Annotated in this window: 11 protein-coding genes; 6 read left to right on the forward strand and 5 right to left on the reverse strand. The window is 40.2% G+C overall.

Annotation, left to right across the window (positions count from 1 at the left end; genetic code table 11):
* The first annotated feature begins 15 nt into the window (after nt 1–15).
* The 4 genes from KZP23_RS07055 (at nt 16) to KZP23_RS07070 (ending at nt 3,793) form a co-directional block, all read left to right on the forward strand.
* Nucleotides 16–567, forward strand: a complete 552-nt coding sequence (locus KZP23_RS07055; protein ID WP_226335390.1) for a gluconate 2-dehydrogenase subunit 3 family protein — start codon at nt 16–18, stop codon at nt 565–567.
* A gap of 15 nt (nt 568–582) precedes the next feature.
* Complete coding sequence (locus KZP23_RS07060) at nt 583–2,283, forward strand: GMC oxidoreductase (RefSeq protein ID WP_226335391.1); 1,701 nt, start codon at nt 583–585, stop codon at nt 2,281–2,283.
* 206 nt (nt 2,284–2,489) lie between these two features.
* Complete coding sequence (locus KZP23_RS07065; RefSeq protein ID WP_226335392.1) at nt 2,490–3,116, forward strand: DUF2306 domain-containing protein; 627 nt, start codon at nt 2,490–2,492, stop codon at nt 3,114–3,116.
* Between the two features lie 71 nt (nt 3,117–3,187).
* A complete protein-coding gene (locus tag KZP23_RS07070; protein WP_226335393.1) occupies nt 3,188–3,793 on the forward strand; it encodes a hypothetical protein in 606 nt (201 codons plus the stop codon).
* Nucleotides 3,794–3,801: 8 nt separating this feature from the next.
* Here KZP23_RS07070 and prmC read toward each other — a convergent pair whose 3' ends face one another.
* From prmC to prfA, 4 genes are all read right to left on the reverse strand, one after another.
* Nucleotides 3,802–4,641, reverse strand: coding sequence for a peptide chain release factor N(5)-glutamine methyltransferase (gene prmC / locus KZP23_RS07075; RefSeq protein ID WP_226335394.1), 840 nt, complete (start codon nt 4,639–4,641; stop codon nt 3,802–3,804).
* 113 nt (nt 4,642–4,754) lie between these two features.
* Nucleotides 4,755–8,492: a DEAD/DEAH box helicase gene (locus tag KZP23_RS07080; RefSeq protein ID WP_226335395.1), complete on the reverse strand. Its 3,738-nt coding sequence runs from the start codon at nt 8,490–8,492 to the stop codon at nt 4,755–4,757.
* Between the two features lie 390 nt (nt 8,493–8,882).
* Nucleotides 8,883–9,431, reverse strand: coding sequence for a GNAT family N-acetyltransferase (locus KZP23_RS07085; RefSeq protein ID WP_226335396.1), 549 nt, complete (start codon nt 9,429–9,431; stop codon nt 8,883–8,885).
* Nucleotides 9,432–9,592: 161 nt separating this feature from the next.
* Nucleotides 9,593–10,669 carry a peptide chain release factor 1 gene (gene prfA, locus KZP23_RS07090; protein ID WP_215225338.1) on the reverse strand — a complete coding sequence of 359 codons (1,077 nt, stop codon included), beginning with the start codon at nt 10,667–10,669 and terminating at the stop codon, nt 9,593–9,595.
* Nucleotides 10,670–10,827: 158 nt separating this feature from the next.
* On the opposite strand from prfA, the gene KZP23_RS07095 reads away from it, so the two are divergent.
* Nucleotides 10,828–11,481: a Tll0287-like domain-containing protein gene (locus KZP23_RS07095; RefSeq protein WP_226335397.1), complete on the forward strand. Its 654-nt coding sequence runs from the start codon at nt 10,828–10,830 to the stop codon at nt 11,479–11,481.
* A gap of 12 nt (nt 11,482–11,493) precedes the next feature.
* Here KZP23_RS07095 and KZP23_RS07100 read toward each other — a convergent pair whose 3' ends face one another.
* Nucleotides 11,494–12,102, reverse strand: coding sequence for a thiamine pyrophosphokinase (locus KZP23_RS07100; protein ID WP_226335398.1), 609 nt, complete (start codon nt 12,100–12,102; stop codon nt 11,494–11,496).
* Nucleotides 12,103–12,424: 322 nt separating this feature from the next.
* Between KZP23_RS07100 and KZP23_RS07105 the strand changes: the two genes are divergently transcribed.
* On the forward strand, nt 12,425–12,937 hold the full coding sequence (locus tag KZP23_RS07105; RefSeq protein WP_226335399.1) for a 3-hydroxyanthranilate 3,4-dioxygenase: 513 nt from the start codon (nt 12,425–12,427) through the stop codon (nt 12,935–12,937).
* Nucleotides 12,938–12,966 lie beyond the last annotated feature (29 nt).

Genomic DNA, 12,966 nt, shown 5'->3' on the forward strand with positions numbered 1-12,966 from the left:
CTAATATTTATAAACATGAAAAGACGTGAAGCGATGAAGAATGTCGCGCTGATATTTGGCAGTGCTTTATCCGTGTCTACATTGACTGTTTTTCAGCAAGGGTGTACCCGATCCAAAGATGCGGCGACGGGGGTGTTTACTGCTGAGGATGCGCAGTTGATGTCTGAGATTGGAGATATTATCATTCCAGATACGCCGGATTCCCCCGGAGCAAAAGCGGCAGGTGTGGGACCACTTATGGTGACACTTTTGGAAGATTGCTATTCTCAGGAAGACAGGGAGAAAGTATCTGCATTTTTGGTTCATATTGAAAATGAGAAAGATTTCTCGGGTTTGGCGGCAGGAGAACAAGTTTCCCTTGTAGCGGAAATTGATGCGAAGGTCTATTCTAAGGGAAATGACCTTGAGGAAGCGTTGACCAGAGGATATAAAATTGTTAAAGAATTGACACTTTTTGGATACTTCAGTTCAGAAATTGGCGCAACACAAGCATTGAGATATAAGTTGGTGCCGGGCAGGTATGATGGATGTGTGGATTATCATCCTGGAGATAAAGCTTGGGCCTAAAAAAAAAATAACATCATGAATTTAAATATTAAGGCAAATAAAGAGAATACATACGATGCCATTGTGGTAGGATCAGGAATCAGTGGTGGATGGGCCGCGAAGGAATTGGCCGAAAAAGGACTGAAGACATTGGTGCTTGAGCGAGGTAGAAATGTAGAGCATATCAAAGATTATCCCACTACCAACCTTAACCCATGGGAAATGGACCATCATGGTTGGACTACCAATGAGATGCGGGAAAAGCATCCTATTCAAAGTAGGTGCTATGCCTTTGGCGAAGCCACTGAGCATTTTTGGGTAGACGATAATGAAAATCCTTATAATGAGGTAAAACCGTTCAACTGGTTGAGAGGATACCATGTAGGTGGTAGGTCTTTGATGTGGGGTAGACAGTGTTATCGACTAAGTGATATTGATTTCTCCGCCAATGCTAAAGATGGTTTTGGAGTGGATTGGCCAGTGAGGTATAATGACATTGCTCCATGGTACGAATATGTGGAGAAGTTTGCCGGAATTTCCGGTCAGGCAGAAGGGCTTCCGCAGCTTCCTGACAGCCACTTTCTTCCTGCAATGGAAATGAATTGTGTAGAGAAGCATGTGGCACAAAGAATAAAAGAAAAATTTGACGATAGGATTATTACCATTGGTAGGGCAGCTCATGTTACCCAGTCTCATAATGGCCGGGGACCTTGTCAATATAGAAATTTATGTTCTAGAGGCTGTCCTTTTGGTGCTTATTTTAGCAGTAACTCTGCTACTTTGCCAGCGGCCATGAAAACCGGTAATATGACCTTGAGACCTTTCTCCATTGTAACGGAAGTGCTTTACGATAAAGAATCAGGTAAGGCTACTGGTGTAAGGATCATGGATGCTGAGACCAAGGAGTATGTGGAGTATTACGCAAAGATTATTTTCCTTAATGCTTCTACATTAGGTACAAGTTGGGTTTTATTGAACTCTGTTTCTGATGCCTTCCCTAATGGACTGGGGAATGGCAGTGAGCAAGTGGGACACAACCTGATGGATCATCATTACGGTGTGGGTGCATCCGGAAAATTTGATGACTTCAATGATAAGTATTTCTATGGCCGTCGACCAAATGGAATTTATGTTCCTAGGTTCAGGAATATTAGTGAGTCTACCATGAGAGATGATTATGTGCGCGGTTTTGGCTATCAAGGTGGAGCTAGCCGCGGCAGGGGCAATGGAGGTGCAAAAGGTATCGGTGCGGAGTTTAAAATGTCCAAGACCGAACCCAGAGATGAATGGAGTTTTGGAATTGGTTCTTGGGGTGAGCATTTGCCTTATTACGAGAACAAGGTTACCCTTAATCATGATAAATTGGATGCTAATGGTTTGCCTACTTTGGATATCGATTGTGAATTCAAGGAAAATGAAATGGTCATGAGAAAGGATATGCGCCAAAGTGCCATTGATATTCTTGAGGCTGCTGGTGCCAGGGATATTAGTTCTTATGATAGTGCCCCACCTCCAGGTCACTGTATCCATGAAATGGGTACTGCCAGAATGGGCCGGGACCCTAAGACTTCCGTATTGAATGGATTCAATCAGATGCATGAAGTTCCCAATGTTTTTATTACAGATGGTTCTTTTATGACATCTTCTGCTTGTCAAAATCCATCCTTGACCTATATGGCCTTTACTGCTAGGGCCGCTGATTATGCAGTTAAGGAGTTGAAAAAGCAGAATTTGTAAAAAGCCTGGCCCATTACGGGTAAATTAGGCTGGTAAATATATTGATTTACATGATTTTATGTATTTACTAAAACACCATGAATATTTAGTTTTGTTCTAATTATTTGCGGTTGTTTGACTTGTCCCCTGTTCGGAATGTTCCGATCAGGGGATTTTTTTTATGGTCCAATTTCCTTAATTTGAAACTAAATAGCTCCCTTTCTATTGTGAAAAAAATATGGTGGTTTGTTTTTGCTCTTCTATCTATAATGATAGGAGTTTATCCTCTTGTTTATATTTTCATGGGGGATCGGGATATTGGTTTTTTGGGTACGAAAAGCTTGGTGCTACTCAATAGTTTTTCATGGAATCTGGGCTTTTATATCCATATAGTTTTTGCAGGGATAGCTTTGTTGATCGGTTGGATTCAGTTTAGTGTAACAATTAGAAACGAGCATATAAAAATTCATAGGACCATTGGGCGATTTTACGTGATGTGTGCTTTGCTCGGTGCTTTAGCAGGTATTTATCTGGGCTTTTATGCAACAGGAACTTGGCTCACCAAGATGGGATTTGTGCTACTGGGGATTTTTTGGTTGTCAAGCACTTTTGCTGCTTATTTTTATATATTGAGAAAAGAGCTTATTCGTCATCAAAAGATGATGGTCTATAGTTATGCCCTTTGCTGGGCAGCAGTAACCTTAAGGATATATTTACCTTTTTTGAATATTATTTTTTCTGAATTTATTACTGCTTATACTATTGTGGCTTGGTTGTGCTGGGTTCCAAATATGGCGATGGCTTGTTGGATTAATCGTAGAACCGACCGGAAAATAAGTGATCCAATATTTTAATTCTGTTATGGCTTTGAATTCGAAAGTAATGGGTGTAGCTTAATGTTTTAGTTTTTAATTAATTCTATACAATGAAAAATCTTTTTGTTGCATTTGGTCTTTTGTTTGCTCTTAATTCTTGTATTAAAGTTCGCTATGAGTCGAAGAATGTTTCAAAGGAAGAGTATAAGCTTGAAACTTCTTCCTCGGGAAATGGAAATTCTACTAACCAAAGTACTTTAGCTTCTGTAGCCCTTCATGATCCAGATGCAGAGGTTCGAAAAATTGCCGTTCGTAAAGTGAAAACACAGTCTACTCTTTCTTCAGTGGCACTTCATGATCAAAATTCGGAAGTTCGTAAGATTGCTGTAGAGAGACTGGTTATCCAGTCATCTTTGTCATCGGTAGCCCTTCATGATCCAGATGCAGAGGTACGTAAAATAGCTGTTGGTAAAGTAAAAACACAGTCTACTCTTTCTTCAGTGGCGCTTCATGATCAAAATTCGGAAGTTCGTAAGATTGCTGTAGAGGGACTAGCTATCCAGTCGTCTTTGTCATCGGTAGCCCTTCATGATCCAGATGCAGAGGTTCGAAAAATTGCCGTTGGTAAAGTGAAAACACAGTCTACTTTGTCTTCTGTAGTTCTCCATGATCCAGATGCTGGAGTTAGAAAATTGGCAGTTGAGCTTTTAGAATAGATATTAGATTATCTTTTGGTAGCAGATAGCATCCGGTCTTTTCCATGTAGATCTTTGTGAATGGACACTTCTAAATAACCCATTTCTTTAACTAGCTCAATCATTTCCTCACCAAGGGCCTCGTTGATTTCAAAATAGAGCTTGCCTCCGGGCTTAAGTGCCTTTAATCCCTTTTGGGCGATCGTTCTATAGAAAATCAGAGGATCATCATCTCTGACAAAAAGTGCCAAATTCGGTTCATGGTCAAGGACGTTACTTCGCATCATAGACTTTTCAAGATCGCGTACGTAAGGAGGATTGCTGACCAATATATCCAAATCCTTTGCAGGGATTTCATCATTTAAAATGTCGGCTTGGTAAAAGTTGATTTTAGCATTTAGCCTTGATGCATTATCTTTAGCTATTGCTAATGCATCAGTACTGATGTCCAAGGCTTGTACTTCAGACTGTGGCATTTCCAAGGAAAGTGAGATCGGAATACAGCCTGAACCTGTTCCAATATCCAATATCTTTAAATTAGGCTGTTGATTTTCCTGAATAATAAGGTGAACTAACTCTTCTGTCTCATTTCGGGGAATTAAAACTTCAGGAGATACTTTAAATTCACGGCCGTAAAAAGGGGCGAGCCCAAGAATATATTGAATGGGTTTTCCGGATTCTAAATCTTTTAGGGCCAGATAAAGTGCCTCAGGTACTTCAGTGATTGCTTTGTCCCTAATGATGTCCGCCCGGCTTAATCCAAGAAAATGTTCTAAGAGCCAAAATACCAATTGTTGAGCCTCTGGATCTGGGTAAATACTTAGAATTTTGGAATGGGAAGAATTATAAAGTTGCCTGGTAGTGATCATAATTTCTGAGAGTTGATCTCTTCTAGTTAAATGCTTTTAAAATTTAGAGGCCTTGAAGGTTGATTTAAATGTTTTATATAAATCTGTAAGGACTAATATCCTTCGCTGAGGGATTAATCAAACAATTCCAGTAAAGAATCTCTGTTCAATTCGCTCAGAATACTTTCTCCCTCTCCAATTACCTCTTTGGATAATTTTTTCTTAGCTTCTTGCAACTGTATGATTTTTTCCTCCACGGAGTTTTTGCATATCATTCTATAGGCAAAAACATTTTTTTTCTGCCCCATCCTGTAGCAACGGTCAATGGCTTGGTTTTCGGTTGCGGGATTCCACCATGGATCCACAATGTACACATAATCAGCAGCAGTCAAATTTAGTCCTGTTCCTCCTGCTTTCAAACTGATAAGGAACACCCTGGTATCTTCGTTTTCTTGGAAATGGTTTACCCTGTTTTCACGTTCCTTCATGCTGGTTTTTCCATCCAGATAGACGTAAGAAACCTGTTTCTCCGCAAGCTTTTTAGTAATCTGTTCCAGCATTTTTACAAACTGGCTGAATATTAATATTTTGTGTTCTCCGGTCTTTTCTAGGATATGCTCTAGCAACAGGTCGATTTTAGCAGATTCTTGGTTTTCTTCTCCGTTTTTGACCAGTGCTGTGGCATCGCAGATCTGTCTTAGCCGGGTAAGTCCTTCTAATACATACATTTTGGAATTTTCAGGGCCGTCTTCTTCAAACTTTTTCAGCAGGAAATCCCTGTATTCGTTCCTGTAGGCGTCATAGAGCTTGCGCTGGGTTTTGCCCATTTCGCAGTAAAGGTATTCCTCGGTTTTGTCAGGCAGCTCAGTGAGCACTTCCTCCTTGGTACGCCTGAGGATAAAGGGAGCAACCTTTTTTCGTAATTCGACGGTCAATGCTTCATCACCACCGTTTTTGAACTTATTGGCATAGTCACGCTTAAAGGCAGCCATGGTACTGAAGAATCCAGGGTTGACAAAGTTCATTTGGGCAAAGAGCTCCCCTATATTGTTTTCGATGGGAGTACCCGAAAGTGCGATTTTTAAGTTGGACTTTAACTGCACCAGGGCTTTGTGTCGGAGGGAAGAGATGTTTTTGATGGCCTGAGATTCGTCCGCCACGATCAGTTCAAACTTTATTTGCTTTAACAGTTCGATGTCGTTGATGACGACCCCATAGCTGGTCAGAATCAGGTCATGTTTACTAAATTCTCCCGGGTCATCATAACGCTGTCCGTGATGGATAAAATAATCCAGATGGGGAGCAAATTTTTCCAGCTCATTTTTCCAGTTGAACAAGAGGGTGGTAGGAGCCACTACCAATACATTGCAGGCTTTTTTATGCTCTTTCAGTTGGCAGATTAGGGCAATAAGCTGAAGGGTTTTGCCCAACCCCATATCGTCAGCCAATATGCCTCCCCAGCCATAGTCTTTTAGGAAGTTTAGCCAGTTGAGGCCTTGTTGCTGATAGGTTCTAAGACTGGCGACGAGTTTTTTTGGAGGCTTGGTTTGTTCAATTTTGGTGAATGAAGCCAGTTTTTCCTTTTTCTCGGCTATTTCCTGAAGAATTTTTTTATGTTCGAGGGGATCAGCCAGTTCACCAATCAGGTCAAAATGAGTCTTGGAAACTTTCAGGCTCTCCTTTTCTTGCAGGGAGGAGCGGAACAGCTTTCCAAATTTTTCAAGCCATTGTTCCGGCAATATCCCGAGTGTTCCATCGGAGAGTTCGATATAGTTGCTGCCCTGTTCGACAGCCTTTTTTAGATCTTTTAGGCGGACTTTATTATTGCCAAAGGCTACTTCCAGGTTGGCTTCAAACCAATCGGGTTTGGTGTCCAGTTTAAACTGCACTGCAGCCTGATGGGGAGAAAACCTGAAGTTTTTTAAGGTGTCAAGACCAAAAACCTGAACACCTACTTTCTTTACGTTTTCAAAAACCTTCAAAAACCAATAATCCTCCAGAAATTCTTCAAAATTCAAATATAGGAAACCTTGGGAACCCTGCTTTTCGAAACTTGGATGCATGCCCTTCAAGAAGGTGACATAGTCATTTTCTTCATCTTTGTCCGTTGCGTATATGATCTGGTTGGAATGATCTATAAGGGTGGATTCCTCCATGGGATTAGAGTCCATGCTGTTTTCATAGCGCAAAATGGGTCTGAAAATGACAAAATTGCCCATTTCTGAAATGTACAACTGCTTGCTTGGTTTTGAGGAAGGTTCTTTGGTTTCCATGTGACCTGCCGGATAGCTGACCGTAAAATTCTTGGACAGTGGCAGGATGAGATTTTCTTCGAGTTCTTTCAGGTTTTTTTCGGAAAACCGTATCAATGGAGCTGCCCAAAAAGAGGTCAAGGCCTTGATGGCTTTTGGAGAGTCGAAAAACAAATAGTTGCTGTCTTTGTGGATCAGATAAAACTCTGATAACTCCAGATGGTTTTTGATTTCATTGAAAGGATAATCCTGATCCCCGAAAGTGAGAAGGGGTTGTAATTCATAGATTCCACGGACCTGGTCAATTTTAAAACTAAGAGAAGCTTTAATGGGATCCAGAGGAAATAGGTCAGACGGCCGGGGTTTGTTGTCATGGTAATATCCATGAATCTCTAGGATATGCAAAGGAATAGTGGAGGTATCGATCAAGTCAAGGATCTTGCTATAAGTAGAAAGATAGTTGGTGTCGTTTTTTTCTTTGACGAATAGCCTGTTGATCCTATCGATTTTGCTCTGCAGCTCATGAAGTCCTCTACGGTAGCTTAGGGTGAAATCTTCGGGGTCATCCAGCCAAGAAAGCTTGGTCTTGAGAAGTTTGGGGGATTTCTTAGTGCCTTTTCCTTTAATAAGCTTTATTTTTATCAAAGAACGATTATTGGAGTCTACCATTAGGACTATTCCCGGATTAAAGATGTCCGTATTTTCATTTTCTCCATTATCCAGAAGTGCTCCTGATCCCCATTGCTCAATAGGGGAGAAGACCTTATTCCCAAGAAAATTGCATAGCATTTTAGGTTCATAGAGCCCTTCAAGTTTTCCCTTAGGAATGACCGACAATTCTTCCCCGTCAAATGAAACATCAAAAAGGTTTTCGATTTTATCTTCAATTTTTTCCAAGCCATGTAAGTCAAGGACACGCTGCATGATCTTCTTTCTTTCCGTGTTTTTTAGGAATTTGAGATCTTGGGGATATTGTTGTATTCTGTTAGCGAACCAAGCTAAGGCTATTTTTGTAAGGTAAGGCTTTTTGTAATTGCAATTTATATTGATATGCTCTTTGAAGGCCTTTATGGTCAGTTCATAAGTATGGTGAAAATCTGTGAGTTCATATTTTAGGGAGTTTTTGCCTGCACTGATATTTTCTAAATTTAGATACTGGGCTTGCTGATGCTTGTGATCTAAATGTTTCAGGATAGCTGCTGCTACATTATCAGTCTTACAGTCTATTTCAAGAGGCATCTCAAGGGCGCCTGAAAGGGAATCGTCATATGTGGGGCCCCTTTCGAGAAGGTAATAGATTGCCGAAGCGATATGCTTACAATGGTTATAGTCCATATAAGCCATACACTCACAATAATAACCATCCATGCCGAAAAAATTTGTTTCAGAATGCCATTTTTCTTGAATAAGGGTTTCATTTCCATATATGATTACTTCATACTCAGGCACCTCATTTCCCTCAACAAGAAACTGGAATACATTTTCTTCAGGATCATATTCTGAAAATCTACAACCACCATTAGAAAAAAGGCTATATCCCTTATTTAAACTCGCTTTATTGAAGTAATGAAGTGAGTCTTTTAGGTTTTTTTTTAACTTAGGGGATAGTTTATTGGGCATGTTAGAGTTGGTTTTACAAATAATGCCACAAATTAATTCCCTTTAGTGAATTTAGAAAAGAAGAAGAGTTTATTCTTTTATATATTGAAAAGACAGGTATGACCCTGTCTTGATGATTACCATTTTCCTCTCTTTTTTCCTTTTTTGTGATATTTGGGATGATAGCCATTGTGATTTTTAATATGGCCCGGAGGGACTTTTTTATAGCTTCTTTTGTAATGATGACCATGATCATATACCATGCAAGAACTTGTCCCTATTGAAATTAGGAAGAATATGGCTAAAGGAAGTCCGATATGTCTGAATAATTTTTTCATACTCCATGAAAATCAATAATCAGACCAAAATCATTTAATGCGTAGTTTGTTTCTGTATTTGAGGGTTTTGTATCTATAGGGTCGTTGTTTGTTGATTTTGTAATTCGTCCTTGAGCATCACATATTGATAGATATCTCCCACTTTGTCATTTTTGATAAAAGCATTTTTTAAGATTGCTTCTTCCTGAAAGCCTGCTTTCTGGATCACACGCATGCAGGGGATATTAAAGTCGTAAATAGTTGCAAATACCCGATAAACAGGGAATTTTTCGAAGAGGTGATGCACAAAAAGTTTGGTGGCTTCCGTAGCAATTCCCTGCCCCCAGTAGGCTTGACCTATCCAGAAACCAATTTCCATATTGGTACGTAATTCATCCTTGCCCTTTTCTGCGCCAATGGCTCCTACCAGTTCTCCATTTTTCTCAATGGCAAAATTTTGTGGAGGATTGAATTTTATATTGTGTTCTATCCATGCACGGGCATCATGTATGGTGTAGGGCTGTGGAAAACTATCCTTCAGATTTTTCGCAACTGCAGGGTTGTTGGCCATGGGATACAGTTTGTGGAAGTGCTGGCCTCCCCAGGATACTAATGCTATGCCCTTGTTTCCTTCGATTCTCATATTAGGTAAATGATAGATTATATAGTGTTCGGAATAATCCGAATACACTACATATATCATACCCAAAATGATCCTTACAGCTGAAAATCAAGCATGAGATAGAAAAGATTGACTGTCAGTGAAAAAAAAATGTGTATTTGTGTAAAAAAAAAGCATGGAGATCAATCCTCCATGCCACTGTTCTTGAGTCTTTCAGCATTTTCTGCAAATCGCAGCGCACTGATAAATTCCTCGATATTTCCTTCTACTACATCTGGAAGGTTGTAAACGGTTTTGTTGATCCTGTGATCGGTAACCCGGCTTTGTGGATAGTTATACGTTCTGATCTTGTCAGAACGGTCACCGCTGCCCACCATGGATTTTCTCTGCGCACCCACGGCTTCATTGTGCTTGGCCAGTTCAATTTCATAAATCCTGGACCTAAGTACCTTTAGGGCTTTTTCAAAGTTTTTGATCTGGGATTTCTGATCCTGACAAGTTACTACTATTCCAGTTGGTTCGTGTGTCAACCTAACTGCAGAATAGGTGGTGTTCACGGACTGACCTCCTGGCCCAGAAGAACAGTAAGTATCCTTTCGTACATCGTTCATATCGATCTGCACATCTACATCTTCCATTTCAGGCAAAACAGCAACAGTAGCCGCTGAAGTATGTACCCTGCCTTGGGTTTCTGTGGCGGGTACCCTTTGGACACGATGGACTCCAGACTCATATTTAAGCATGCCATAAACATCAGCCCCGGAAACAGTACTGATAATCTCTTTATAACCTCCTGCTGAGCCGAAGGTCAAATCGAGAATGGTCAGGTTCCAATTTTGTTTTTCAGCAAAACGCTGGTACATTCTGAAAAGGTCACCGGCAAAAATAGCGGCTTCATCCCCTCCTGTCCCACTTCGGATCTCAAGGATACAGTCTTTGGAATCATTTGGATCTTTTGGGATCAGCATTTGCTTGAGGTCCTTTTCCAATACTACCTGCCTGTCTTTTAATTCATCAAGTTCGGCCTTGGCCATGTCCCTAAAATCTGGGTCTTTTTCATTTTCGAGTATCTCTTTTGAACTGTCTATATTTTCGAGTACCAGTTTATATTCATCATAAACGGCGACTATTTTTTCCAAGTCTTTATATTCCTTGGTGAGCTTTGTGTATTTACTCATATCCGCCATGGCATCTGGCTGAATGATCAGCTGTCCGACTTCTTCAAAGCGGTCCTTTATGTGCTCTAACTTATCAAGCATAATTTCAATTTCTTTTCAATCATCAAAATTAAGAAAATAAGTGGGATTCTAGTATGGACAAGCGCCTATCTGTGAATCTCTGATATTTTGATTTAGCTGGGCTTGGATTTAATTGCCGAAGAAAAATCCATTAACTTTAAGTATAAATTAGCGCAGTAATGAAGAGATTATTGATACTTGGCGTGTTCGCTTCGGGGATCATGGCCTGTAATTCTGAAAAACACGTGGATAAAGAGGTTTTGGAAGAGGTCAACCAGTCCATGGAAATCAAAAAAGTCAGTGAGGTAGATATCCTTAATAAAGCGATGGAATGGGGTGATGAGATCAGTGGAGCGGCTCAGGAGGAGCTCATGACTAAATTACTAAGCACCATTGAAGAAAAGGGAGTATCGGAAGCCATTGCCTTTTGTAATGTGGAAGCATTGCCCGGTTTGAAAAAGCTGAGTGATGATTATGGGGTCAAAATTAGACGTGTGTCTCATGACTATAGGAATCCTGAGGACCAGCCGGGTGAGATGGAGGAAATGCTGCTGCAGGCCTATGAGTATAATGAAGAAAATGATATCGCCAATACCACCAATGTGCAAGAATTGCCAGGTGGAGAAGTGCTTTTATATACCAAAGCCATAAAAATTCCCGGAAAACTTTGTCTGAACTGTCATGGAGCACCAGGTAAGGATATTACTGAGGAAACTTTGGCCAAATTGAATGAACTATATCCAGAAGATAAAGCCAAGGGGCATGAAGTAGGTGATCTAAGAGGGATGTGGAGTATAGCCATTCCCAAAAAAGAAGTGGTGAAGAAATTATAATTCCTGTGCCATTTAGATCATTTCCCCAATCCAAAAGGGCTTAATGGAGTTAAAGGTCACCGTGCCTTCTGTCGTTTCTACAAAGGTGGCATGGCTGATTTTTATCAATTGCGTTTCATTGGCGCTTTTCATTTCTACAAGGCTTCCTTCAGCAGCATGGATTTGCAGAGCACTTTCAGGAAACCATTTTTTAAAGGATTTTTCCTTGACAGGAAAATACCGGATAGGACCATCAAAGATGACAATGTTCAAATAGTCCAATTTTTCTTCCAAATCAAAAACTTTCAGGTGTTCGAAGCCAATAATATTTACCGCCGAATGCTTGGAAGCGATCAAATATTGCAGCCCTTCATTAAGGAAGTCATTGTTTTTGACAGTGAGGAATTTAACGGGGTACTGCTCTTCCAATAGATGCAGGTTTTCTCTTTGGAATTCAGTAGAAGCCAAAATCACATCAATTTTGATGCCCCAGGAAATAACCGTTTCTATGGCTTCCTGTGCGACCAAGACCGTTGGTACCCATTCCAGCAAGGAGGATAATTGGTTAAAACTATAATCTTGCGTGTCGAGAATCAATAGTGCCGGCTCTTGTTGCTCTTTTACAAAATGATGGGAGGACATGTTTTGATTTAATGATAAAGCTGTAAGGATTGGTAATGTACTAATGAGAGGCTAAAATAGGAAAATATCATAGCAATATTACCTTTCTTTCTAGGATAGTCTTGAATGATGGACATGATCTCAAAAGATCTCCTGAAGTAAGGCCTTAATGTGTCTCTAAAATCTGAAATTTCTGCTACATACAGAAAAAGCCATTTTGCGAAATAATCAATAAACTGGTAGTTTTTTTTTACTTTTAAGCTGTCAAAAGCACCTTAGATAAAAACCATTGATAACCAGGAAGTGTTATTGTTCCTGATAAACAAATAAGACCACAATTACCATGAAATTAGCTAAACCATTTAACTTCAAAAAGTGGATTGATGATAATAGACACCTTTTGAAGCCACCGATCGGTAATCAGCAAGTTTATAAGGGCAATGATGACTTTATAGTGATGGTCGTGGGAGGCCCCAATTCCCGTAAAGATTATCATTATAATGAAGGGGAAGAGTTTTTCTATCAGCTAGAAGGAGATATTGTCCTTAAAGTAATAGAAGATGGTGAGCCCAAGGACATAGCGATAAAAGAAGGGGAGATTTTCCTGCTTCCACCAAGGGTGCCCCACAGTCCAAGAAGGCCTGCCAATACCATAGGTTTGGTCTTTGAGCGTTATAGAAGAGAAGGTGAGAAGGATGGTTTTATATGGCACTGCGAAAATTGCGGAAATAAGCTTTATGAAGAATACCATGAAGTAACTGATATCGTTAACCAGTTGCCTCCCATCATGGAGAGATTCTGGAGCAATCCGGAGCACACCACTTGTACTCAGTGTGGGACTAAGATGGAGAAATAGGCTTTCGGTACATTTACTGTACAGCGAAT

Source organism: Echinicola marina, assembly GCF_020463795.1.
GTDB lineage: Bacteria > Bacteroidota > Bacteroidia > Cytophagales > Cyclobacteriaceae > Echinicola > Echinicola marina.